Raw genomic sequence first — 25,074 nt, forward strand, 5'->3', positions numbered from 1 at the left:
TTATTTCTTCCCGGTATGAATGACTTTTCGTTGATTCGCGCTTTCCATCAGTACCTCTGGCGCGACGAAAAAGTCGATATTGAAATAGGTGTCATCGCTCATCACTTCGATGTTGTGCCACTTTTCCGGTGGGAACACACCAAACTGGCCCGCTTCAATGATCATCACTGTTTCGGCTTCTGGACTGTGTTCATCCGCATATCCGAGATATTTGACCGCCCCCTGCATCACCGACAAACGGGGATAAACGCCCGGTCGGGTTCCTTTATCAAGGTGGCGTTCGAAAATTCCGGCAGGTGCCGTTTCTTTGTTCCAGAACGGCGTGGCACGTGTGTGAATATGATTTTGTGGAATCTGAAGCATGTCCTTCCCTCTTCCAGTCGGTAGGATGCGATTGTGAGTAAACCGCTGTTCCAGAAAGGTTACGCCTCATAACTGGCATTTTAAATACACCAAAAGGGGCAAGTGACATTCATCACTGGTTTTGTCTGAGAGAGGAAAGCCTGCCTCCAGGCTCTCCTCCTGCTATATTATCGACCAGGTGTTTTTAATGGATTGCCAAATTGCTCCAGATACACCTCCCCCAACGCTTTCGTGGCGTAATCATTTAAATGACCGACGTCACGATACAGCGGTATGCCCTCAATTTCCGTCCTGCACAGCCCGTCAGGACATTGCACATTTTTGGGATCGACAATAATCAACGATGGGAAGCGGGCCTGTAACGTGGCAAAAAACGGTTCCGTCCAGACACTTTTATTAATCTGTGGATTCGGGTTGCATGCCTGAGGCTCATACTCTCCCCGCGTCTTAAAATGTTCATAAAAACAGGTCAGGAAGTTCTTCGGCATCGGGAACATCGTTTTCACCAGTACCGGCTGCGCCCCGGCATCAATAATGTCCTGTATTGCCTGTTCCGTGGCTCGGGTGAGAATATTGATAGATTCCGCAGGCGATGGGGAATCCTCAATCTGCGATCTGACCCTGAATGCCGCATAGTTTTCCCAGACCTGAGAAATGATCACATATTTATATTTATGGTTTCGGATCGCTTCATAGTATTTTTTGACATTCTCATGACAGGCCCGGTAATAATCGCCTTTATAAGTATAGAGATCGTCGTGATACACACGGGGAATCGCCAGGCACAGTGAAGTCGCTTTCATATCAACAGCAACATGCGCATTTTTTCCCATAATATCGAAGAAATTCCAGTACTGATTAGAGTGCGAATCGCCCATCAGGAGCGCTTTCTCAGAAGCTGTTTTATCCCCCACCACACAAGCCATATCGGTTCCTGTGACGTTTTCGTTCATACAATCCTGACGCTGCTTTATCTTCGTCTCTTTGAGCACATGGTTGATATGACTTAACGACTCGCCGAATCGTAGATAGCTAAATCCGTCAAAACGCTTACTGACCGACATCAGGGTAATAATGGCAATCAGTGGGATAACCACCAGCAGAATCAGCGTTTTTTTCAACGACTGACGAGGCTTCCGGTAGGGTTTCTCGATGAAATAATATGATCCCATCGCCAGCAACACAGCCAGACCCAGACCAGCCATTCTGGCATAGACACTGGTAATACCGATGTAGTGCAGTGTCGCGAAAATCGGCCAATGAAAGAGATAAAGCGAATAGGAGATCGTGCCAAGCCAGACCAACGGCGGGAATGACAGCAATTTACAGGTCAGAATATTTTGCTGGCTACCGGTGAAAATTAACACCGCGGTACTGACACAAACGATCAGGGTGTAAGCATTGGGATAACCCAGAATGACATCACTTCTGACGCTAACAAACAATATTGCCGCCACCGCAATGAACGAAAGGCTATTAAGCGCGATCTTGTTTATTTTTTGTGCCATCGGGAGATAAATACAGGCACAGACACCGAGCATGAACTCAAAGAGTCGGGAGGCGAAGAAATAATACGTTTTCGTCGGATGCGCACCTGAGTAGTGCCAGGCGATATAGATGCCTGCAATCGTCAGCAATGGCGCCAGATAGTTAAGCGCCCGTTCGTGCGTTTTTTTACGGATGACGTAATAGATTACCGGAAAAAAGACATACCATTGCCACTCGATGGATAAAGACCAGGTGTGAAGCAACAGCATGGCGTTTGAATCAGGCGCTGCATAGGCGGTTGTTTCATCGCCAAAATAGCGGTTTGAGACAATCAGCAGTGTCTGCTTTATGCTTTTGAGAAAAGAGGCATAATCTTCAGGCAACCAGAATAGCGACGCAATGACAACGCACAGCAGCATCATTGTCAGCATTGCTGGCTGCAATCGCCATATTCTACGCAAATAAAAATCGCTAAAGCTGAAATGCCCCGCATCCATTCGGTCTTTTATTATCGATGCGATGAGAAAGCCTGAAATGACGAAGAAAATATCGACCCCGATGAAACCGGATGCAAATAGCGAAAATCCGGCGTGAAATAACACCACCAGCAATACGGCAATCGCCCTTATGCCGTCAATATCAGAACGATACTTCATCGATTATCCTGCGAACGAAATATAAAGTGCGGATTTTACATGAGATTATTCAAAAGTGAACCGCCAATGACACGCTGTTTTGTTGTCGTTTACCTCAATAAAAAACCCGCCGATGGCGGGCTCCATGGCTTACGACTGTAGGGTCGCCAGCCGTGCGGCGAAACCGACAAAAATCAGGCCAATCAGCGAGTTTCCGATCTTCGCCAGTTTCTTTTTAGTACGAATGTACTGGGTGACAAAGGCGCCCGAGATAATCAGGAAGCTCAGGTAGCAGAAGCTCACCACTTCAAGCGTGATCGCTAAAATAAAGAATGACAGTCCCGCGTGCGGCGCATTCACATCAATAAACTGCACAAAAAAGGAGACGTAGAACAGAATGGCTTTTGGGTTCGTCAGGCTCAATACCAGCGCACGTTTAAAAATGGCGCCAAAGGGAACCGCGTCTTCAGTTGTCTCACCGCTTTTTGCTTTAAGCGTGGCATAGAGGATTTTTGCGCCCAGATAAAGCAGGTAAAAGGCACCGAGATAGCGGACGATATTAAACAGCACTGGCGTCGTTTTAATCAGCGTCGCCACCCCGGCATACGCCAGAAACATGAGCACCGCGTCACCAATAAATACCCCGCTTGCCGCAAGGTAACCGCCCTTCATTCCACGTCCGACGCTGTTTTTCAGCACAAATATCGTGTTCGGTCCCGGAACCAGGACAATAAAAATAGCCCCGACCAGATAAGTCCAATAATTCAGTACACCATACTCTGCAAACACGTTAACCTCTTCTTCCTGAAACCACTTTTTCGCTTAACTGCGAAACAATATGCTAACGGATGCACCAGTCCAAGGGAAGCGCTTATCCCCCGCTTTATTTCAGTGAGAATGCCGGATAGCGCTCGGCAAAATAGTGGCGTAAGAATTCCACCGTAATACGCACTTTGGCTGACGTCGCCAGTCGTGAAACATACACCGCCCAGATATTGGCCGGTTGGTAATACTCCGGCAGGACATGCACCAGATGACCGCTGGCAATGTTATCGCAGACATCCCACCAGGAGCGCAGCGCAATCCCCTGTCCGTCCAGACACCACTGATGCACAATCTCACCATGATTCGATGACAGCGGCCCGGTCACCTTAATGGCGTGCTCCCCCTCTTTATTCTGCAATTGCCAGATCCCAAAGGGATGGTCACGCTCTTTGATCACTAAGCAGGAACAGGTAGCAAGATCGGCAAGCTGTTTTGGCGTACCGTGCTGTGCCAGGAACGACGGCGATGCACAAAGGATTCGGTAGTTCGTTCCCAGCTTGCGGGCGATCAAATTTGGCGCAATGTCGTCGCCAATACGGATATCGAGATCGACACCTTCATTAGCCAAATCCACCAGCCGGTCTTCCACATCAAAGCGCAACTCCAGTTGCGGATACTGTCTTGCCAGGGCGGACAGCGCAGGAGCCACCACCTGTCGACCAAAACCAAAACTACTGATGATGCGCAGCATCCCTTGCGGAACCTGCCGGACATCAGAGAGTTCATCCATCATCTGATCGACATCATGCAGAATACGCTGCGCCCATTCATAGATGCGCTCACCCTCTTCCGTAATGGTGACGCGACGCGTGGTGCGGTGCAGCAGAACCACATTCAGGTTCTGTTCAAGCAGCGCAATGCGTTTACTGACATAGGCGGGTGAGACCCCCAGTTCCTGGGCGACGGCAGCGAATCCCGCCCGACGGGCGACCAGCATAAAGACGCGTAAATCAGTCAGCAGAGGAGGATTATTCATGATCTGTGTTTTATGTTTCACCAGTTAGGGAGATTAACTGTGGATCAGTCAATTATAGGATAAGGAGGAAGTCAATTTTGCTACCCTACAAGTGAGAACTGGTATGAAAAAAACCTGTCGTATTGCCGCCATTGCTGGTGATGGCATCGGTAAGGAAGTGCTGCCAGAAGGCATTCGCGTTTTGCAGGCCGCCGCCAGACGTTGGGATCTGTCGCTCAGCGTTGAGACGTTCGAATGGGCCAGTTGCGATTATTACCTTGAGCACGGGAAAATGATGCCGGATGACTGGCGCGAACAGTTATCCTCCTTTGACGCGATTTACTTTGGCGCCGTCGGCTGGCCGGAGACGGTTCCGGACCATATTTCCCTGTGGGGGTCGCTGCTGAAATTCCGTCGGGAATTCGATCAGTATGTGAACCTGCGCCCGGTTCGCCTCTTCCCCGGCGTGCCCTGCCCGCTGGCCGGCAAGAAGCCTGGCGATATTGATTTCTACGTCGTGCGTGAAAACACTGAAGGGGAATACTCTTCACTGGGCGGACATATCAACCCAGGCACTGAGCATGAAGTGGTCATCCAGGAGTCCGTTTTCACCCGTCGGGGCGTGGATCGTATTCTGCGCTATGCGTTTGAATTAGCCCAAAGCCGCCCGCGTAAGACGCTGACGTCGGCGACCAAATCCAATGGTCTGGCAATCAGTATGCCGTTCTGGGATACACGCGTAGAAGCCATGGCGCAGCACTACCCCGATATCCGCTGGGACAAGCAGCACATTGATATTCTTTGCGCCCGTTTTGTGATGCAGCCGGAGCGCTTCGATGTGGTGGTCGCCTCGAATCTGTTTGGCGACATTCTTTCCGATCTCGGTCCGGCCTGTACCGGCACCATTGGCATTGCCCCCTCGGCTAACCTGAACCCTGAGCGTAACTTCCCCTCGTTGTTCGAACCGGTACATGGTTCCGCACCGGATATTTATGGCAAAAACCTCGCCAATCCGATTGCGACCATCTGGGCGGGGGCGATGATGCTGGATTTCCTCGGTGCAGGAGAAGCGAAGTACACCGCCGCGCATGACGGAATTCTGGCAGCGATTGAGCACGTCATTGCCACTGGCCCTAAAACGCCGGATCTGAAAGGTAGCGCATCGACGCAGCAGGTCGGTGATGCCATTTGTAAGGTGTTAGAGTCGTAAAACCATCGTGCCGGATGCCGCTAATGACATCCGGCAACAGCCGCTTATTGCGGGTATTCCTGCAGTAGCATATTGAGCTTCGTCGCCATTAACGCCGCACGCCAGCCGGAAATGAGTTCAGGTTCCGTTGTCTGCGGCTTTAACTTCCAGTGCCAGTTGAGCAGTTGGTTGATCTGACGACGTGACGCCAGCAGCTCTGCGCTGACGTGATGTTCCGTACTCACTTCCGTCACCAGCGCCTTGATCGCCTTAAACGCTTTGCGATAACCCGGCATATCCATCAGATTCAGCAGCGGTTCCGGCAGCGCCTCTTCCGGCAACGCCTGCGCTTTGGCAACCAGCGAGAGCAGCGTTTTGCCGTGGAAGCGAATTTCACTGCCAGAAAGCCCCAGGCTGTCGAGTTCGCCCATGCTGCCGGGCATATAGCGCGCCACGGACCACAGGTGCTCTTCGCGAACCACGAAGTTAACAGCCAGATCGCGCTCACGCGCTTTACGCAGACGCCAGTCGGCAAGCAGTTGCAGGCAGGCCAGTTGACGCGTGCGTAGCTGCCAGGCGTTGGTGATCTCGCGCCAGGCATCTTCCGGTGCCAGGATCTCCTGACGACGGGTTTGCATCAGACGACACTCATCCAGCACCGCAGGCAACCAGCCCGCCGCCTCGGTTTCCGCCATCAGTTTCCCGGCAATCGGTAACAGATACCAGACGTCGGCTGCCGCGTATTCGCACTGGCGCTCAGTCAGTGGACGCGCCAGCCAGTCGGTACGTGACTCGCTCTTATCCAGCGCCACGCCGGTGAACTCTTCCACCATTGATGCAAAACCCCACGACAGGGGACGACCACAAAATGCCGCCAGGATTTGGGTATCGATCAGCGGCTGCGGCAGTTCGCCAAACGCATTCAGAAAGACTTCCAGATCTTCACTGCCCGCGTGCAAAAACTTGGTGATGGCGGTATCGCGCAGAATCGCTTTCAGCGGCGACCAGTCGCTAATGCCATGCGGATCAATCAGCGCGACATGTTCGCCGTCAAACAGCTGAATCAGGCCCAGTTGCGGATAATAGGTGCGGGTACGAACAAATTCGGTATCCAGGGCAATCGCAGGAAACGCACGGACCGCTTCGCACAGGGTCGCCAGCGCGTCGTCAGTGGTGATCATTTGGTAATTCAAATTGCATTCTCTTCGGTTTACGCCAAAAAAAACGCCGGATTCACCCGGCGTCAGATTGCTGACAAAGAAGAAAAAAGCGTGGTTTTTCCTTCTTTGTGGTTATCAGCCGAAAATCAATAAATTGATTTTCCTGGTTTTTAATAAGGTGATCTCGGCTTGTCCGGTATCGGCATAAGGTTTGCGATCACTCTCACGCCGGATTCACCCGGCGTTTGACGTGTTGCTTAACGCTCAGCCCTTATTGTCCACTTTGGCACGGGCTTCGTCACGCAATTCTCGACGTAAAATTTTGCCGACGTTTGATTTCGGCAGTTCATCGCGGAATTCAACCAGTTTCGGGACTTTATAGCCCGTGAGCTGACGGCGGCAGAAAGTGACCAGCGCCTCTTCGGTGAGTGAAGCCTCTTTTTTCACCACAAAAATCTTCACCGCTTCGCCGCTGCTGCCGGACGGAACACCGACGGCAGCCACTTCCAGCACGCCCGGATGCTGCATCACCACATCTTCGATCTCGTTCGGATAAACGTTAAATCCGGAGACCAGAATCATATCTTTCTTACGATCGACAATGCGCAGGAAGCCTTCATCGTCCATGACTGCGATATCACCGGTGTGTAGCCAGCCGTCTTTGATGATTTCATCGGTCGCATCAGGACGCTGCCAGTAGCCCAGCATCACCTGCGGCCCTTTCACGCACAGTTCACCCGGCTGATCCGGCGACACTTCGTTGTCGTCATCGTCCACCAGTTTGGCTTCGGTCGATGGCACTGGCAGGCCGATGCTGCCGCTGTGATAATCAATATCGTGCGGGTTAACGCTGACCAGCGGCGCGCATTCGGTCAGGCCATACCCTTCAAGCAGATACTGTCCTGTCAGTTTTACCCAGCGTTCTGCCACCGCCTGTTGCACTGGCATGCCGCCGCCCGCAGAAAGATGCAACGAAGAGAAATCCAGTTGCTGGAACTCTTTATTGTTCAGCAAGGCGTTAAACAAAGTGTTCACGCCGGTCATCGCGGTAAACGGATACTTCGCCAGCTCTTTAACCAGCCCCGGAATGTCGCGCGGGTTGGTGATCAGCAGGTTCTGCCCTCCCAGCTCGATAAACAGCAGGCAGTTCATGGTCAGGGCAAAAATGTGGTACAGCGGCAACGCGGTCACCACCAGTTCTTTACCCGGATGCAAAAGCGGTCCGTAAGTGGCTTTCACCTGCTCCAGGTTAGCCAGCATATTGCGATGCGTCAGCATCGCCCCTTTCGCCACTCCGGTCGTTCCGCCGGTGTACTGTAAAAACGCCAGGTCCTCAGAAACCACTTCCGGTTTAACATACTGCATACGGTACCCGGCGTGCAGCGCACTGCGAAAAGAGATCGCATCCGGCAGATGATATTTCGGCACCAGTCGTTTGATGTACTTCACTACGAAGTTCACCAGCGTGCCTTTAGCCGTGGAAAGCTGGTCGCCCATACGGGTCAGAATGACGTGCTTAACGCTGGTTTTATCAACCACTTTTTCCAGGGTATGGGCGAAGTTGGAGACAATCACAATCGCCGCCGCGCCGCTGTCGTTTAACTGATGCTCCAGTTCACGCGGGGTATAAAGCGGGTTGACGTTCACCACAATCATCCCGGCACGCAAAATGCCAAACAGCGCCACCGGATATTGCAGCAGGTTTGGCATCATCAGCGCGACGCGGTCGCCCTTTTTCAGCCCCAGCCCCTGTTGCAGGTAAGCTGAGAAGGCGCGGCTACGCTCCTCCAGCTTGCGGAAGGTCATTACCTCCCCCATGTTCATAAACGCGGGCTGATCGGCATAACGCGCGACAGCATGTTCAAACAGTTCCACCAGGGATTGATAACGGTCAGGATTGATCTCCGCAGGCACATCTGCGGGGTAACGGTTTAACCAAACCTTCTTCACTGCATCACCTCTAAAATGAGTGTTCGTCGTCATCTCAACCCCAGATAATAAACAAGTCGTTAACATAATATTAACTCAGCGTACCAGTTTATTAATTACTCAACTGAAAGGTTGCGAAGCGCGTCACTATTTATTTTTGTTATGACGTTAATAAAACAGAAACAGCGGACCAGCCGCTGTTTCTTTTACTGATAATACAACGCGTTACTCTGTGACGATCGTTTGAACCTGTGCAGGACCAGGGTTGTACCATCCCCAACCGCCATAGCCATACGGCCAGCCTCTCCCGCCGTAGAACCACGGGTCGATCGGTTGTGGTGGCATCACCACCTGCTGAGCAAGCCGCCAGCGTTTGTAGCCCGTCACGTCCATGGTCATGAATTTGTACGGCGTGCTACCCACTTTACCTTCAACGGTACCCGTAATCGGCCCAACGACGGTCACCAGTTGCCCCCGGAAATCAACCGGGTCGAGGAAGCCATTCACATTGGCGTATATACGACCACGCGACGGTTCGCCCAGAATCGGCCGCGCCCCGCTATCGAGCGGAACAGTGGCAATTTCCAGACGGGTTTTTCCCTGCTGGTTTTGAATCTCCACCACTTTACCGCCAAAGCGCGCTTCCTGTCCGACATACAGCTGCGGGGCATTCATCACCCGCACCAGATCGTCCTGCGGCGTGGGGCTGGAGCCCTTAATCGCCTCCGGAACCGTGACGCACCCGCTTAACATGAGGGCGATGGCGCCCGCGAGCAGGCCTTTCACAACTTGTTTTTGAACCGCCATACTGCGACTCCTTTTCTCAAACGGCTAACCCGATGTTTTACGGGTCATACTACTGAGATTCACTCTTTTCCGGGAAGTTTCTTCCAGGCCACGTTGTTACGTAAATAAACCGGTTCCGCGTGTTCGACCGCCACGGTTTTACCGTCAGCCAACATCTGGCAGGCGATCGGCAACATATCTTCCGCGGCGGGCAGCAGGACGTCACCGTCGCGCAGCGCCAGTCCGCTCTCTTTGCCAAGTTCAGGCCAGGCAGGCCAGCCCGTCCCGACAGTCACCCATTCGCCGGAAAGCTGTTGTAAGCGCTCGGTGACCTGCTCAGGCTTCAACACGGCCTCGGTTTCTTCACCGTGCCAGACGCCCTTTTCATCACGCTGATACTCGGCCCAGTAGACCTCGCCCATTCGCGCATCAATGGCCGCCAGAACGCGAGTCGCGCCGGTTTTACGCCATGCGCCCTGCGCCATTGTCGCCAGCGTGGAGACGCCAATCATCGGCAGGTCAGCACCTAACGCCAGCCCCTGGGCGATGCCAATTCCGATGCGCACGCCAGTAAAACTGCCCGGCCCGCGCCCGTAGGCCAGCGCATTGAGTTCAGTCAGAGAGGTGCCGTTAGCGGCAAGGATATCCTGCACCATCGGCAGGATGCGTTGAGTATGTTCTCGTGGGCAAAGCTCAAAATGAGCAGAGTGAGTACCGTCGTTCCACAGCGCCACAGAACAGGCTTCTGTGGCGGTATCGATAGCCAGAATTCGCATGAGTCTTCGTGCTTAGATCAATAAAATGGCCCGCATCTTACCATACTCCGTAACAAATTACTCGGAGGATGGTATTGCGAGGAATCGCACAGCACGGGCGATATCCCGGGTGCGCGGCGCCGGCGGCAGACTGGCAAGAAACGTCGCGCCGTAAGGTCGCATCACCAGTCGATTGTCACAAATCACCAACACGCCACGGTCATCGGCATCACGGATCAAACGACCGACGCCCTGCTTCAGCGTAATCACCGCGTCGGGCAGTTGCACCTCATCAAACGGATCGCCGCCACGTAAACGACAGTCTTCCATCCGTGCCTTCAGTAGCGGATCGTCTGGCGATGTAAACGGCAGTTTGTCGATGATCACCAGCGACAGCGTATCGCCGCGCACGTCCACCCCTTCCCAGAAGCTGCTGGTCGCCACCAGCAACGCGTTACCCGCGCTGACGAACTGTTGCAGCAGTTGGCCTTTGCTGGTTTCACCCTGCAACAGCACCGGAAGCGTCATGGTAGCGCGGAACTGCTCCGCCAGATCGCGCATCATCGCATGCGAGGTACAGAGCATAAAGCAGCGCCCGTTGTTCGCTTCGATGATCGGTCTTAACATTGCCGCCAGCTGTCGCGCCGCGCCCGGTTGATTGGTTTGTGGCAGATTACGCGGCACACAGAGCAGGGCTTGGCGGGTGTAATCAAACGGACTCGGCAACAGCATTGATTCCGCTTCTTCAATCCCCAGACGCGCCGTAAAGTGATGCAGGTCATCATTCACCGACAGCGTTGCCGAGGTGAAAATCCAGCTTCCTGGCTTCTGCGCCATCACCTCTTTGAACTTGTCCGCCACCGTCAGCGGGGTCAGCGCGAGGGTAAAATTGCGCGAGGTACATTCGTACCAGTAGCTATAACCGGGCTGGTTGATCTCTTTCAACCGTTTGAGACGTGCGCGATACAACGTAGCGCGCTCAAACGCGGCATCAAGCAACGCCGAACGTCCAAGGGATAATTTCGCCACGTCGTAACACAGCTCCAGCGTATCATCGAGCAGTAAAAACGCGCGCTGCACCCGCTGATCGGCCAGCAGTTCACGCAGGTTGCCGCGATATCCCGGCTCACCCAGTTGCAAGCGGAAATCCTGCGCGCTTTGCGCCAGACGGTCGGCGCATTTCTGTAACTGCTGGGTGTCTTTCAGCTCGGTACGATAGGCAATGGTGATGTCCTTCGCCAGATCCATCAGCTGACGACTGGAGAGCGACTGGCCAAAATACTGGCTGGCGATGTCCGGTAGCTGATGAGCTTCATCGAAAATCATCACCTCCGCCTCCGGGATCAGCTCACCGAAACCGCTCTCTTTGACCACCATATCGGCCAGAAACAGGTGATGGTTCACCACTACCACGTCCGCGTCCATCGCCTTTTTACGTGCTTTCACCACAAAACAGTCTTTATACAACGGGCAGTCGCTGCCGAGGCAGTTGTCGTTGGTGCTAGTGACCAGCGGCCAGGCCTGAGAATCCTCGGCTACGCTGACACAGGTACTGATGTCGCCATCTTCGGTCTGATTCGACCACGAGCGCAGCAGGATCACATCGCTTAAGGTCTGAACAGGCAGATCGCCACCCGCAAGCGCCTGCTGTTCAAGGCGCTCCAGGCATAAATAGTTTGAACGTCCTTTCAACAGGGCCAGCCTTCCGGTGTACTTCAGCGCTTTAGCCACCGTTGGCAGATCGCGGCTATATAGCTGATCCTGCAACGCCTTCGAACCGGTCGAGATAATCACTTTCTTTTTTGCGCGCAGCGCCGGTGCCAGATAGGCGTAGGTTTTCCCTGTCCCCGTTCCGGCTTCTACCACCAGAGGCTGTGATTTTTGGATGGACTGAGCGACGGCCATCGCCATCTGCCGCTGTGGTTCGCGCGGTTTGAAACCCGGTATCGCTTTAGCCAGTTGACCTTCTGGTGCAAAATCGTCCGTCACACTACCCCCTGTTGATTTGAACAGGGATTATGTCAGGCCGCAGCGGCTTACGCCAGTTGAAGAGGTGACGCCGCCCTGACAATATGGCAGTCTTGCCATTTTATGCAGAACGTAAAAGAGGAAGGCTTTATGACTATCATCCGTATTGATGCCGAAGATCGTTGGTCTGACGTGGTGATCCACAACAACACGCTCTACTACACTGGCGTACCGGCAAACCTTGATGCCGATGCCTTCGAGCAGACCGCCAACACGCTGGCACAGATTGACGCCGCGCTGGAACAGCAAGGCAGCAACAAGTCACGCATTCTTGATGCCACCATTTTCCTTGCCGATAAGCATGATTTCGCAGCGATGAACAAAGCCTGGGACGCCTGGGTTGTGGCCGGTCATGCGCCGGTACGCTGCACGGTTCAGGCTGGATTAATGAACCCGAAATATAAAGTTGAGATTAAAATCGTCGCCGCGGTGTAAGCCGGGGCTACTCGTCTTCGTCTTCAAAACGCGCCACAATCCGCTCACCGGTATGGGTGGCGCGCAGCTCTTCGGCCACCAGCGCAATCGCCTGACCGCTGCTCATACCCTGTGACATCAGTTCCTGAATACGCTCAACCGCTTTCTGTTGCTGTTCGTGACTGAGTGAAGGTAAACCTGCAAACATCGTTAACTCCTGCTAAATTGTCTGCGCTAATTATTTCATGCAACCCGGAACATAGCCAGTACAGTCAGGATCAATGAAGACGTTATCTCCCGCTATTATCACGCTCCCCTGGCGTCAGGACGCCGCCGAACAGTATTTCGCGCCAATAAGCCATCTGCCGTGGGCAATGCTGCTGCATTCCGGTCACGCGGATCACCCACATAGCCGTTTTGACATTGTGGTAGCCGATCCGCTTTGCACCGTGAAAACGCACGGCGAAACCACGCAGATTCGCGATGCGCAAGGCTGTCGTCTTACTCATGACGATCCGCTGGCCGTACTGCAAAGCACACTGACCGCGCTGAATCTTCAGCCGCCAGTGAACGCCGATTTACCGTTCCAGGGTGGCGCGCTGGGGTTATTTGGCTACGATCTGGGACGCCGCTTCGAATCTTTGCCCAGCTATGCCCGGCAGGATATCGCGCTGGCGGACATGGCGATAGGCCTCTACGACTGGGCGCTGATTGTCGATCATCAGCGCCAGACCGTGAGCTTACTCAGCCACACGGACGCCCACGCCAGACTCGCCTGGCTGGAAAGCCAGCAACCTCCTGCGCGTGTGCCGTTCAGGTTAACCACCGACTGGCAATCGAACATGACGCGTGAGCAATACGGCGAAAAATTCCGCCAGGTGCAGGCGTATCTGCACAGTGGCGACTGCTATCAGGTCAATCTGGCCCAGCGTTTTCAGGCGTCTTATCAGGGCGATGAGTGGCTGGCCTTCGCGCGGCTCAATCAGGCGAACCGCGCCCCGTTCAGCGCGTTTTTACGCCTGGATGACGGCGCCATTCTGAGCCTGTCGCCTGAACGGTTTATTCTTCTGGCTGATGGCGACATTCAGACCCGCCCCATTAAGGGCACCCTGCCGCGATTGCCGCAGGAAGAGGCAGACCGGAAACAGGCGCAGAAACTGGCGAACTCAGCAAAGGATCGGGCGGAAAACGTAATGATTGTCGATCTGATGCGCAACGACATTGGTCGCGTGGCGGTACCGGGCTCGGTGAAGGTGCCGGAACTGTTCGTGGTTGAACCCTTCCCGGCGGTGCATCATCTGGTCAGCACCGTGATCGCGCGGTTACCCCCCACGCGGCATGCCAGTGACCTGCTCCGCGCCGCGTTTCCGGGCGGCTCGATTACCGGGGCACCGAAAGTGCGCGCCATGGAAATTATTGATGAGCTGGAACCCCACCGCCGTAACGCCTGGTGCGGCAGCATCGGTTATCTGAGCGTCTGCGGCAATATGGATACCAGCATTACCATCCGCACCCTGACCGCCGTGAACGGTCAACTGTACTGTTCCGCTGGCGGCGGTATTGTCGCCGATAGCGAGGAACAGGCGGAATATCAGGAAACCTTTGATAAAGTGAATCGTATCCTGCAACAACTGGAGAACTGAGACATGGAGAACAAGAGCCTGACGCTGGATGATTTTCTATCGCGCTTCCAACTTTTGCGCCCGCAGATTAATCGCGAGTCGCTGAACCTGCGCCAGGCCGCCGTGCTCATTCCCGTGGTTCGCCGCCCCCAGCCAGGGCTGCTGTTGACCCAGCGTTCGGTGCATTTACGCAAACACGCCGGGCAGGTGGCCTTCCCCGGCGGCGCGGTTGACAGCACCGACGCCTCTCTCATCGCCGCCGCGCTGCGTGAAGCCGAAGAAGAAGTGGCAATCCCGCCTGAAGCCGTTGATGTGATCGGCGTGCTGCCGCCGGTGGACAGCGTGACCGGCTTCCAGGTCACGCCGGTAGTGGGCATTATTCCGCCTAATCTGCCTTACCGCGCCAGCGAAGACGAGGTTTCCGCCGTCTTTGAAATGCCGCTGGCGCAGGCGCTGCATTTAGGCCGCTATCACCCGCTGGATGTCTGGCGTCGCGGGGATTCGCATCGCGTGTGGCTTTCCTGGTATGAGCATTATTTCGTCTGGGGAATGACCGCCGGAATTATTCGTGAACTGGCGCTACAAATTGGTGTGAAGCCCTGACTATACTTATCTTTACGCGCAGAAGACACAACCTGAAACTCCCGTCACAACATTAGTAAAAACGCGGTTACCCATTAGTTTAATTCATGTGAATAGTTAAGCCGATCCCCGCGTTCCCTCTTACACTATGCGCAGTTATTACATCGTTTCTGGAAGTTTCCAGTCACCCTGTCAGGAGTATTATCGTGATTAGTCTATTCGACATGTTTAAGGTGGGGATTGGTCCCTCATCTTCCCATACTGTAGGGCCTATGAAGGCGGGTAAACAGTTCGTCGATGACCTGGTCGAAAAAGGATTACTGGATAGCGTTACTCGTGTTGCCGTCGACGTGTATGGTTCACTGTCGCTCACGGGTAAAGGTCACCACACCGATATCGCCATTATTATGGGTCTGGCAGGCAATGAGCCAGCCACCGTGGATATTGATAGTATCCCAGGTTTCATTCGCGACGTAGAGACGCGCGGTCGCCTGCTGCTGGCGCACGGTCAGCACGAAGTGGATTTCCCCCAAAACGACGGCATGCGTTTTCATAACGGCAACCTGCCGCTGCACGAAAACGGCATGCAGATCCATGCCTATAACGGCGATGCCGTCGTTTACAGCAAAACCTACTACTCCATCGGCGGCGGTTTTATCGTCGATGAAGAGCACTTTGGTCAGGATGCGGCAAATGAGGTAAGCGTTCCTTATCCGTTCAAATCTGCAACCGAGTTGCTGGAGTACTGCAACAACACTGGCCTGTCCCTTTCCGGACTGGCGATGCAGAACGAACTGGCCTTGCACGACAAAAAAGAGATTGAAGAATACTTCGGTCACGTCTGGCAGACCATGCAGGCCTGTATCGATCGCGGTATGAATACCGAAGGCGTGTTGCCGGGTCCACTGCGCGTTCCGCGTCGCGCCTCTGCGCTGCGTCGGATGTTGGTTTCCAGCGATAAGCTCTCTAACGACCCGATGAATGTGATCGACTGGGTGAACATGTTCGCCCTCGCGGTCAACGAAGAGAACGCGGCAGGCGGTCGGGTGGTCACCGCGCCAACCAATGGCGCGTGCGGTATCGTGCCAGCCGTTCTGGCCTACTACGATCACTTTATTGAGTCCGTCAGTCCCGATATTTATACCCGCTACTTCCTGGCGGCAGGCGCCATCGGCGCGTTGTATAAGATGAATGCCTCGATTTCGGGAGCGGAAGTCGGCTGTCAGGGCGAAGTGGGCGTGGCTTGCTCAATGGCGGCGGCCGGTCTTGCGGAACTGCTGGGCGCGAGCCCGGAGCAGGTGTGTGTCGCCGCTGAAATTGGCATGGAGCATAACCTGGGGCTGACCTGCGACCCGGTTGCCGGTCAGGTGCAGGTACCGTGCATTGAACGTAATGCAATTGCCTCTGTAAAAGCGATCAATGCCGCACGGATGGCGATGCGTCGTACCAGCGCACCGCGCGTCTCACTGGATAAAGTCATCGAAACGATGTACGAAACCGGTAAGGATATGAACGCCAAATACCGCGAAACCTCACGCGGTGGTCTGGCGATTAAAGTTCAGTGTGACTAAATACTTCAGCAAGCGACGCTAATACTTTTTCCTCGCCCATCTGCAACGGATGGGCGAAATTTTGCCCCCTTTCTCGTCTGCTCGCCAATTCCCCACTACACTTGCTCTGTTACGGTTGGCTTTTGTGGCTGACGGTTATCAGGCGGCCCGCATGCAGACAGCACAACGGATCATAAAAAAATATCGTCGCAAACGTTTTATCCTGTGCATACTTTGCGCGCTCATTACGCTCATCCTGACCCTGGGCGTCCGATTTATTTCACAGCGCAATTTAAATCACCACCACACCGTTACCTTTGCCTCCAGGGCGGTCGCCACGCTCGATGAAGTACTGCGTCCGTTGCAGAATGGTCGCGATATCCTGTTACCACTGATTGGCCTTCCCTGCTCCGCTACGCATCTCCCGCTGCGCAAACAGGCTGCCAGACTGCAAACGGTACGCGCAATTGCCCTGGTCCAGCGCGGCATACTGTACTGTTCCAGCGTCTTTGGCTATCGCAATATCCCGGTTCATCAGCTTCAGCCCGACCTCCCTACCGCAAACGCGCAACTGCTGTTGTCCACCGATCCACTGCTGATTAAAGGCAGCCCGATTCTCGTCCAGTGGTACCCGGCCTCTCCCGACGGAAAGGACGGAATACTGGAGATTATCAATATCGACCTGCTTACCAGGCTGCTGCTGGAACCGCGTAAGCCGCAGATTACCGCTGCCAGCCTGACAGTCGGCAACCGACATTTAATTTACGGGAGCGGCGTAGTACAGCGCCTGCCTGCGCTCAACGATGAGCAACGCTATCAACTCACCTCACAGCACTATCCCTTTACTATTAGCGTGACCGGGCCAGCGGCAGAGGCTCTGGCGATCAAAGCCCTGCCCGCGCAGTTGCCGCTGGCATTATTGCTCAGTCTGCTGGTGGGCTATCTGGCGTGGCTGGCCACCGCCAGTCGAATGAGTTTTTCCTGGGAGATTAACCTCGCGCTGGCACAGCGCGAATTTGAGCTTTTTTGCCAGCCGCTACTGAACGGGCGGACCGGACAGTGCATGGGGGTGGAGATCCTGCTGCGCTGGAATAATCCACGTCAGGGGTGGATTTCACCGGACGTCTTTATCCCGATTGCCGAAGAGCATCACCAGATCGCACCACTGACGCGTTATGTGCTAGCGGAAACCATTCGGCAACGTCATTTTTTCCCCATGAGCAGCCAGTTTCATATTGGTATTAATGTCGCTGCCAGCCATTTTCAGCAGGGTGAATTGCTAAAAGATCTCGATCAGTACTGGTTCAGTCAGCAGCCCATTCAGCAACTGGTGATAGAACTGACCGAGCGGGATGCGCTGCAGGATGTTGATTACCGAATCGTTCACGCGTTGCAACGGCAAAACATCAAGCTGGCGATCGATGATTTTGGAACCGGCAACAGTTCATTGTCATGGCTGGAAAAGTTGCGCCCTGACATTCTGAAAATTGATAAGTCTTTTACCCATGCGATTGGTACTGATGCGGTCAATTCAACGGTGACCGACATCATCATCGCCCTTGGGCAACGACTGAATATCGAACTGGTCGCGGAGGGAGTTGAAACGCAGGAGCAGGCGCAGCATCTGCGTCGCCACGGTGTGGATTTACTGCAGGGATTTTTATTTGCGAAGCCGATGCCGCTGCGCGATTTTCCGCAGTGGCTGGCGGGCAGTAACCCGCCGCCGCCCAGGCATAACGGACGCATCGCGCCCGTTATGCCCCTGCGTTAGAGAGGATTATTCCTCTTCTTCTTGCGCAGGTTGTTCTTTAACAATTCGCACCAGATCCACGCGGTAGTCATTAGCGTCGACAATGGTAATGCTCAGCGGAGGAACCTCGATCACATCGCCCGTACGGGGAATGTGACCCTTAGCCGCAATCACCAGTCCCGCGACCGTGGCGATGTCTTCGTCTTCATCAACCAGGTTATCCACCGCCAGCGCCTGTTGCAGGGCATGCAGATCGGTGCCGCCTTTGACTAACCAGCCTTCGCCGTCAACGGTAATTTCCGGCGTTTCATCAGCATCCGGGAACTCACCGGCAATGGCTTCAAGGACATCCAGCGGCGTAACCAGCCCCTGCACCACGCCAAATTCGTTGGTGACGATAACAAAGCTACCGCGTGCACGACGCAGGACACCCAACAGGTTGATAGGGTCCAGCGTTTCCGGCACCACGATAGCCGGTGTAGCCGACGCAATAGCCGCGACGTCAACGCCCTCTTCCAGCGCCACCAGCAGCTCTTTCGCCCGCACGATACCGATGATCTCATCCAGTTCGCCACGACACACCGGAAACAGGCTGTGCGGCGAGGAGAGCAACTGCTCGCGGATCTCATCAACGCTCAGATTAGCATCCACCCAGCTGATTTCACCGCGCGGAGTCATGATGCCGCGCAGCGAGCGCTGTGCCAGCGTCAGCACGCCGTTAATCATATAGCGTTCTTCTTCCGCAAATGCCCCTTCCGGGATCGGAACGGCGGCCTGGCTGTCGGATTCATGCGCTACCGCCGCCTGACGTTTACCCCCCATCAGACGCAGGATCGCGTCAGCCGTGCGCGCACGCAGCGGCAGTGTTGACTGATGGCGAATAAAGTTGCGACGCGCAATCTGATTAAACACTTCGATAATGATCGAGAAGCCAATCGCGGCGTACAGGTAGCCTTTCGGAATATGGAAACCAAAACCTTCGGCGACCAGGCTCAGACCAATCATCAGCAGGAAGCTCAGACAGAGCACCACCACCGTCGGATGTTGGTTGACGAAACGCGTCAGCGGCTTGGATGCCAGCAGCATCACCGCCATCGCGATCACAACCGCCGCCATCATCACAGGCAGATGGTTCACCATACCGACGGCAGTAATCACCGCATCCAGCGAGAATACCGCATCCAGGATAACGATCTGCGTCACGACCACCCAGAAACTGGCATAACCTTTACCATGCCCGGAATCGTGTTCGCGGTTTTCCAGCCGTTCATGAAGTTCCGTCGTGGCTTTAAACAACAGAAAGATCCCCCCCAGCAGCATGATCAGATCGCGACCGGAGAAAGTGAAATCCATGACGGTGAACAGCGGTTGGGTCAGGGTGACCATCCACGAAATAATAGACAGCAAGGCCAGACGCATCACGAGCGCCAGGGATAAACCAATCAGACGCGCTTTGTCACGCTGCTTCGGCGGCAGCTTATCCGCAAGAATCGCAATAAAAACCAGGTTATCGATACCCAGGACAATTTCCAGGACGACAAGCGTGAGCAAACCCGCCCAAATCGAGGGGTCCATTAAGAATTCCATGACAAGCTCCTGCTTAAGGAATGGTTAACAGGCGATAAAACACAGTGCAGATAAAACGTGTGGCAAGACATGCCAGACTGGCAGGCGCGATGCGGCCTGAAAGTGAAATGACGTCGGTGACGATCCATACAGCAGGCTAGTGCCCTATACTCCTGGTTAGTTAAACAGAACGTAAACATAACAGAGGCAACCTGTTTTTGGCAAAGATTTACCTTCCTTTGCAAAGTGTTGTAACAGGGATATTTTACTCTACGAAATTTCTCATTGCCGAAAACTAAATTACGGATCTTCATCACATAAAATATTTTTTTCGATATCTAAAATAATTCACGGACATCATATGTTTTTCATTGTAACCCTTATCTGAATCGATTCTGTTGCGGACGGCGATTCAAATACATCTCTCACGTTGATGTGTTAACGATAATAAAGGAGGTAGCAAGTGACCATTGCTATTGTTATAGGCACACATGGTTGGGCTGCAGAGCAGTTACTCAAGACAGCAGAAATGCTGTTAGGCGAGCAGGAAAACGTCGGCTGGATCGATTTCGTGCCCGGCGAAAATGCCGAAACGCTGATTGAAAAGTACAACGCTCAGTTGGCAAAACTCGATACCAGTAACGGCGTGCTGTTTCTCGTCGATACATGGGGAGGCAGTCCGTTCAACGCTGCCAGCCGCATTGTCGTCGACAAAGAACAGTATGAAGTGATTGCCGGGGTGAACATCCCTATGCTGGTCGAAACGCTGATGGCGCGTGACGACAACCCAAGCTTCGATGAACTGGTCGCGCTGGCAGTTGAAACCGGTCGCGAAGGCGTGAAAGCGCTGAAAGCGAAACCGGTGGAAAAAGCCGCCCCTGCCCCCGTCGCAACGGCCCCCAAAGCCGCGGCCCCGGCAAAACCAATGGGACCGAACGATTATATGCAAATCGGTCTTGCCCGTATTGATGACCGTTTGATCCATGGTCAGGTGGCTACCCGCTGGACCAAAGAAACCAACGTGACCCGCATTATCGTAGTCAGCGATGAAGTGGCGGCAGACACCGTGCGTAAAACGCTGTTGACGCAGGTGGCGCCTCCTGGCGTGACCGCTCACGTGGTGGATGTTGCCAAGATGATTCGCGTTTACAACAACCCGAAATACGCGGGCGAACGTGTAATGCTGCTGTTCACCAATCCGACCGATGTTGAACGCATTGTCGAAGGCGGCGTAAAAATCACCTCCGTAAACATTGGCGGCATGGCTTTCCGTCAGGGTAAAACGCAGGTCAACAACGCCATCTCTGTCGATGAGAAAGACATCGAAGCCTTTAACAAACTTAATGCCCGCGGTATTGAGCTTGAGGCGCGTAAAGTGTCAACCGATCAGAAACTGAAAATGATGGATTTGATTGCCAAAGTGGGCAAGTAACCCCTGGCATTGAATGAGCTTTCACACTTAAGGCTGTTATAGCAATAGGAGAAGTACAATGGAGATTACCACTCTTCAGATTGTGCTGGTGTTCATCGTCGCATGTATCGCGGGTATGGAGTCGGTACTCGATGAATTTCAGTTCCACCGCCCACTGGTGGCCTGTACGCTGATTGGTGCCGTTCTCGGGGATATGAAAACCGGTATTATCATCGGTGGTACCCTGGAAATGATCGCCCTTGGCTGGATGAACATCGGTGCTGCCGTTGCACCTGATGCCGCACTGGCGTCCATTATCTCTACCGTTCTGGTTATTGCGGGTCACCAAAGCATCGGTGCCGGTATCGCGCTGGCGATTCCGCTGGCTGCAGCAGGCCAGGTTCTGACGATCATCGTTCGTACTATCACCGTGGCATTCCAGCACGCGGCGGATAAAGCGGCGGAAAACGGTAACCTGACAGCGCTCTCCTGGCTGCATGTCTCTTCCCTGTTCCTGCAGGCGATGCGTATCGCTATCCCGGCGGTTATCGTTGCGATTTCCGTAGGCACCAGCGAAGTTCAGGGCATGCTGAATGCGATTCCGGAAGTGGTGACTGGCGGTCTGAACATCGCCGGTGGCATGATCGTTGTGGTCGGTTACGCGATGGTTATCAACATGATGCGTGCAGGCTACCTGATGCCGTTCTTCTACCTCGGCTTCGTGACTGCGGCATTTACTAACTTCAACCTGGTTGCTCTGGGTGTGATTGGTGCGGTCATGGCCATCCTCTACATCCAACTGAGCCCGAAATATAACCGCGTGGCGGGTGCACCAGCACAGGCTGCGGGTGACAACTCCCTCGATAACGAACTGGACTAGCAGGTGAGCGAAATGGTTGATATGACTAAAACTACCACTGAGAAAAAACTCACACAGAGTGACATTCGTGGCGTGTTCATTCGTTCTAACCTGTTTCAGGGTTCATGGAACTTCGAACGTATGCAGGCGCTGGGTTTCTGCTTCTCCATGGTACCGGCTATCCGTCGCCTGTATCCAGAGAACAACGATGCGCGTAAGCAAGCCATCAAGCGTCACCTGGAATTCTTTAACACCCATCCGTATGTAGCCGCGCCGGTGCTCGGCGTAACGCTGGCGATGGAAGAACAGCGTGCTAACGGCGCAGAAATTGACGATGGTGCCATTAACGGTATCAAAGTCGGTCTGATGGGCCCGTTGGCAGGCGTGGGCGACCCGATTTTCTGGGGTACTGTGCGTCCGGTATTCGCCGCGTTAGGTGCGGGTATCGCGATGAGCGGCAGCCTGCTCGGTCCCTTGCTGTTCTTCATTCTGTTCAACGCAGTCCGTCTGCTGACCCGTTACTACGGTGTCGCCTACGGTTATCGCAAAGGTGTCGATATCGTTAAAGATATGGGCGGCGGATTCCTGCAAAAACTGACTGAGGGGGCGTCAATCCTCGGCCTGTTTGTCATGGGGGCGTTGGTGAACAAGTGGACGCATGTAAACATCCCGCTGGTGGTTTCAACTATCACCGGTCAGGATGGGCAGACACGTGTTACCACCGTACAGACCATTCTCGACCAGTTGATGCCGGGTCTGGTTCCGCTGCTGCTGACCTTCGCCTGTATGTGGCTGCTGCGTAAGAAAGTCAACCCACTGTGGATTATCGTTGGCTTCTTTGTCATCGGTATCGCGGGTTATGCGCTCGGCCTGTTGGGTCTGTAAGACTGTAGTACACTACCGGGGCCTATAAGGCCCCTTTTTTTATCTGGAGGAACAAGGCTCAATGACTATCACGGACCTGGTGCTGGTTTTCTTTATTGCCGCGTTACTGGCTTATGCCATTTACGATCAGTTCATCATGCCACGCCGCAATGGCCCGACTTTGCTTGCGATTCCCCTGCTGCGCCGAAGCCGCGTCGACAGCATCATCTTCATTGGCCTCATCGCAATTCTTATCTACAACAATGTCACCAGCCATGGGGCAATCATCACCACCTGGTTATTATGTGCTCTGGCCTTAATGGGGTTTTATATTTTCTGGATCCGGGTCCCTAAGATCCTCTTCAAACAGGATGGATTTTTCTTCGCCAACGTCTGGATAGAATATAACCGCATTAAAGCGATGAATTTATCGGAAGATGGTGTTCTGGTGATGCAATTAGAGCAACGGCGTCTGCTTATTCGTGTACGGAATATCGACGATCTGGAAAAGATATATAAACTTCTCGTTTCCTATCAGTAAGTTAGAGATATATCCTGGGCTTTATTTTTCGCAATTTACTTGCAGTTAAAAACATAGCTAAGGCTATAATACGACAGCGCAAATGTTATTTATTTTAACGTTCTATCTACCAATAAACCCAAATGAAAATCGTTTTCAACTAGAGATCAAATAATATTTCTCCGTTGTTGTTTTATATTCTCAAAATATGTTAAGGTTGCGCCGTCATTTGGGGAGTAGCCGATTTCCAGACTCCGGAAATGTACGTGTCAACATACTCGTTGCAAAACGTGGCACGTACGGACTGAAATCTCTTTCAGTCAGGCGAGACCATAGGCACATCAACTGCTATGCATACTGTATGAACCCCGGGTTCAGGTGTGCATGTTTACTGGGGGCAGTGGTGTGTTTTATGGAAACCCCGGTCAGGACGCTGTCATGAATATCACCGCCACTATTATTCTCGCTTTTGGCATGTCGATGGATGCTTTTGCCGCATCAATTGGCAAAGGCGCTACCCTGCATAAACCCAAATTCTCTGAAGCCCTGCGTACCGGTTTAATCTTTGGCGCAGTTGAAACATTAACGCCGCTAATCGGCTGGGCGCTCGGTATGTTAGCCAGCAAATTCGTGCTGGAATGGAATCACTGGATTGCTTTCATCCTGCTGGTCTTTCTGGGCGGACGAATGATCATTGAGGGATTTCGCGGCGCGGATAATGAAGATGATGAACCACTGCGCCGTCACGGTTTCTGGTTACTGGTCACCACCGCTATCGCCACTAGCCTCGACGCTATGGCGGTCGGCGTGGGTCTGGCGTTCTTACAGGTCAATATTATCGCGACGGCACTGGCTATTGGCTGTGCCACGCTTATCATGTCCACACTGGGGATGATGGTTGGTCGCTTCATTGGCCCGCTGCTTGGCAAACGGGCTGAAATTCTGGGCGGGGTGGTACTGATCGGTATCGGCGTCCAGATCCTCTGGACGCACTTTCACGGTTAATCCGCACGCTGCCAGAGGTGAAGACGAAAATCTGTCTGGCAGTTAAACACTTCTGTACTTGCCAGACGTTCCCAGACCTCCGGCTTTGCCCGCCAGGCAAAAGGCGTCATCTGCAATAACGCTACCGCTTCCTTTCCGTTCAGGCGCATCGGATACGCCAGTGCGATATCCTCCAGCAGGGTGAACCCTTCCAGTTGCTCAGCATGCGGCGCATGGAGTCTGACCTCATCGTAAATCAACCCTTTCAGCTCCATTAAATGGCGCGGTCCCGGCGTTGCCGTCATCACCCACCCCTGCGGTTTGACCACACGCGCCAGCTCTTGCGCTTTACACGGCGCGTAAATCCGCACAATGGCGTCCTGGCTTGCATCTGCAAACGGCAAACGATGGCTCGAGGCGACGCAGAATGTCACCTGCGGATAGCGTCTGGCCGCCGCTTTAATAGCCACTTTCGCCACGTCCAGTCCATAGGTGGTCACCGTCGGCAACGCATCGGCAAAGGCATGAGTGTAATACCCTTCCCCACAGCCGATATCAAGAATCGAGGTTGCCGACGCGTCGAGACGCGCGGAAAGCTGCTCAACAATAGCATCACGCAAGGGTTGATAATGTCCGGCATCCAGAAACGCACGCCGTGCCTGCATCATCTCCGCGCTGTCGCCCGGATCGCGTGAACGCTTATGCTGTACCGGCAACAGGTTAACGTATCCCTCTTTTGCCACATCAAACTGATGCCGCTGCGGACAGATAAAACTGTTATTAACGTGCGCAAGGGGCTGGTGACAAAGTGGACAGGAAAACGACATAACAACTCCGGC

24 protein-coding genes are annotated in these 25,074 nt (G+C 53.7%); 11 read left to right on the forward strand and 13 right to left on the reverse strand.

What is annotated here, in order from left to right:
- The 4 genes from yeaR to KI228_RS12485 form a co-directional block, all read right to left on the reverse strand.
- Entirely contained in the window at nucleotides 1-363 is a 363-nt protein-coding gene (gene yeaR / locus KI228_RS12470) for a DUF1971 domain-containing protein YeaR (protein WP_043000424.1), read from the reverse strand.
- Between the two features lie 167 nt (nucleotides 364-530).
- Complete coding sequence (locus KI228_RS12475) at nucleotides 531-2,507, reverse strand: acyltransferase family protein (RefSeq protein WP_061070025.1); 1,977 nt, start codon at nucleotides 2,505-2,507, stop codon at nucleotides 531-533.
- A gap of 129 nt (nucleotides 2,508-2,636) precedes the next feature.
- On the reverse strand, nucleotides 2,637-3,275 hold the full coding sequence (gene leuE, locus KI228_RS12480; RefSeq protein WP_043000422.1) for a leucine efflux protein LeuE: 639 nt from the start codon (nucleotides 3,273-3,275) through the stop codon (nucleotides 2,637-2,639).
- A 94-nt stretch (nucleotides 3,276-3,369) separates the two neighbouring features.
- On the reverse strand, nucleotides 3,370-4,287 hold the full coding sequence (locus KI228_RS12485; RefSeq protein ID WP_044257651.1) for a LysR substrate-binding domain-containing protein: 918 nt from the start codon (nucleotides 4,285-4,287) through the stop codon (nucleotides 3,370-3,372).
- Between the two features lie 103 nt (nucleotides 4,288-4,390).
- Here KI228_RS12485 and KI228_RS12490 point away from each other — a divergent pair, with 103 nt between their 5' ends.
- Nucleotides 4,391-5,476 (forward strand): tartrate dehydrogenase, encoded by a 1,086-nt coding sequence (locus KI228_RS12490; protein ID WP_043000420.1) that lies wholly within the window; start codon nucleotides 4,391-4,393, stop codon nucleotides 5,474-5,476.
- Between the two features lie 44 nt (nucleotides 5,477-5,520).
- Here the strand turns inward: KI228_RS12490 and rnd are convergent, their stop codons facing one another.
- The 5 genes from rnd to yoaA form a co-directional block, all read right to left on the reverse strand.
- Nucleotides 5,521-6,648 (reverse strand): ribonuclease D, encoded by a 1,128-nt coding sequence (gene rnd, locus KI228_RS12495; RefSeq protein ID WP_081097235.1) that lies wholly within the window; start codon nucleotides 6,646-6,648, stop codon nucleotides 5,521-5,523.
- A 231-nt stretch (nucleotides 6,649-6,879) separates the two neighbouring features.
- Nucleotides 6,880-8,565, reverse strand: coding sequence for a long-chain-fatty-acid--CoA ligase FadD (gene fadD / locus KI228_RS12500; protein WP_061070023.1), 1,686 nt, complete (start codon nucleotides 8,563-8,565; stop codon nucleotides 6,880-6,882).
- Nucleotides 8,566-8,769: 204 nt separating this feature from the next.
- Complete coding sequence (locus tag KI228_RS12505) at nucleotides 8,770-9,351, reverse strand: Slp/YeaY family lipoprotein (protein ID WP_044264737.1); 582 nt, start codon at nucleotides 9,349-9,351, stop codon at nucleotides 8,770-8,772.
- Between the two features lie 59 nt (nucleotides 9,352-9,410).
- Entirely contained in the window at nucleotides 9,411-10,106 is a 696-nt protein-coding gene (tsaB, locus tag KI228_RS12510; protein ID WP_044257648.1) for a tRNA (adenosine(37)-N6)-threonylcarbamoyltransferase complex dimerization subunit type 1 TsaB, read from the reverse strand.
- Between the two features lie 57 nt (nucleotides 10,107-10,163).
- Entirely contained in the window at nucleotides 10,164-12,074 is a 1,911-nt protein-coding gene (gene yoaA, locus KI228_RS12515; protein WP_044257647.1) for a DNA repair helicase YoaA, read from the reverse strand.
- A gap of 129 nt (nucleotides 12,075-12,203) precedes the next feature.
- Here yoaA and KI228_RS12520 point away from each other — a divergent pair, with 129 nt between their 5' ends.
- Nucleotides 12,204-12,548 (forward strand): RidA family protein, encoded by a 345-nt coding sequence (locus KI228_RS12520; RefSeq protein WP_043000414.1) that lies wholly within the window; start codon nucleotides 12,204-12,206, stop codon nucleotides 12,546-12,548.
- 7 nt (nucleotides 12,549-12,555) lie between these two features.
- Here the strand turns inward: KI228_RS12520 and KI228_RS12525 are convergent, their stop codons facing one another.
- Complete coding sequence (locus tag KI228_RS12525; protein WP_043000413.1) at nucleotides 12,556-12,735, reverse strand: YoaH family protein; 180 nt, start codon at nucleotides 12,733-12,735, stop codon at nucleotides 12,556-12,558.
- A 73-nt stretch (nucleotides 12,736-12,808) separates the two neighbouring features.
- Here KI228_RS12525 and pabB point away from each other — a divergent pair, with 73 nt between their 5' ends.
- The 4 genes from pabB (at nucleotide 12,809) to KI228_RS12545 (ending at nucleotide 18,052) form a co-directional block, all read left to right on the forward strand.
- Complete coding sequence (gene pabB / locus KI228_RS12530) at nucleotides 12,809-14,170, forward strand: aminodeoxychorismate synthase component 1 (protein ID WP_061070022.1); 1,362 nt, start codon at nucleotides 12,809-12,811, stop codon at nucleotides 14,168-14,170.
- A gap of 3 nt (nucleotides 14,171-14,173) precedes the next feature.
- A complete protein-coding gene (locus KI228_RS12535; protein ID WP_043000411.1) occupies nucleotides 14,174-14,752 on the forward strand; it encodes a CoA pyrophosphatase in 579 nt (192 codons plus the stop codon).
- Between the two features lie 185 nt (nucleotides 14,753-14,937).
- Nucleotides 14,938-16,302: an L-serine ammonia-lyase gene (gene sdaA / locus KI228_RS12540; protein ID WP_061070021.1), complete on the forward strand. Its 1,365-nt coding sequence runs from the start codon at nucleotides 14,938-14,940 to the stop codon at nucleotides 16,300-16,302.
- 151 nt (nucleotides 16,303-16,453) lie between these two features.
- Nucleotides 16,454-18,052, forward strand: coding sequence for an EAL domain-containing protein (locus tag KI228_RS12545; protein ID WP_151192017.1), 1,599 nt, complete (start codon nucleotides 16,454-16,456; stop codon nucleotides 18,050-18,052).
- Nucleotides 18,053-18,058: 6 nt separating this feature from the next.
- On the opposite strand, the gene yoaE is transcribed toward KI228_RS12545, so the two are convergent.
- The gene (gene yoaE, locus KI228_RS12550; protein ID WP_043000408.1) at nucleotides 18,059-19,618 is read right to left on the reverse strand and encodes a CNNM family cation transport protein YoaE; all 1,560 of its coding nucleotides are present in this window, start codon (nucleotides 19,616-19,618) and stop codon (nucleotides 18,059-18,061) included.
- Nucleotides 19,606-19,911, reverse strand: a complete 306-nt coding sequence (locus KI228_RS24605; protein ID WP_396426848.1) for a protein YoaL — start codon at nucleotides 19,909-19,911, stop codon at nucleotides 19,606-19,608. Before KI228_RS24605 ends, yoaE begins: the two co-directional genes overlap by 13 nt.
- Nucleotides 19,912-20,060: 149 nt before the next feature.
- Here KI228_RS24605 and manX point away from each other — a divergent pair, with 149 nt between their 5' ends.
- The 5 genes from manX to mntP all read left to right on the forward strand — a co-directional run bounded on the left by manX (nucleotide 20,061) and on the right by mntP (nucleotide 24,256).
- Entirely contained in the window at nucleotides 20,061-21,029 is a 969-nt protein-coding gene (manX, locus tag KI228_RS12555) for a PTS mannose transporter subunit IIAB (protein WP_043000406.1), read from the forward strand.
- Nucleotides 21,030-21,087: 58 nt separating this feature from the next.
- Nucleotides 21,088-21,888: a PTS mannose/fructose/sorbose transporter subunit IIC gene (locus KI228_RS12560; RefSeq protein ID WP_042318487.1), complete on the forward strand. Its 801-nt coding sequence runs from the start codon at nucleotides 21,088-21,090 to the stop codon at nucleotides 21,886-21,888.
- 12 nt (nucleotides 21,889-21,900) lie between these two features.
- Nucleotides 21,901-22,752, forward strand: a complete 852-nt coding sequence (locus KI228_RS12565) for a PTS mannose transporter subunit IID (RefSeq protein ID WP_043000405.1) — start codon at nucleotides 21,901-21,903, stop codon at nucleotides 22,750-22,752.
- Between the two features lie 61 nt (nucleotides 22,753-22,813).
- A complete protein-coding gene (locus KI228_RS12570; protein ID WP_061070018.1) occupies nucleotides 22,814-23,272 on the forward strand; it encodes a DUF986 family protein in 459 nt (152 codons plus the stop codon).
- Between the two features lie 417 nt (nucleotides 23,273-23,689).
- Nucleotides 23,690-24,256 (forward strand): manganese efflux pump MntP, encoded by a 567-nt coding sequence (gene mntP / locus KI228_RS12575; RefSeq protein ID WP_043001909.1) that lies wholly within the window; start codon nucleotides 23,690-23,692, stop codon nucleotides 24,254-24,256.
- Here mntP and rlmA read toward each other — a convergent pair.
- The gene (gene rlmA, locus KI228_RS12580; protein ID WP_061070017.1) at nucleotides 24,253-25,062 is read right to left on the reverse strand and encodes a 23S rRNA (guanine(745)-N(1))-methyltransferase; all 810 of its coding nucleotides are present in this window, start codon (nucleotides 25,060-25,062) and stop codon (nucleotides 24,253-24,255) included. The genes mntP and rlmA overlap by 4 nt on opposite strands.
- Nucleotides 25,063-25,074 lie beyond the last annotated feature (12 nt).

The organism is Citrobacter amalonaticus (assembly GCF_018323885.1).
In the GTDB taxonomy this organism is placed as follows: Bacteria; Pseudomonadota; Gammaproteobacteria; order Enterobacterales; family Enterobacteriaceae; genus Citrobacter_A; species Citrobacter_A amalonaticus.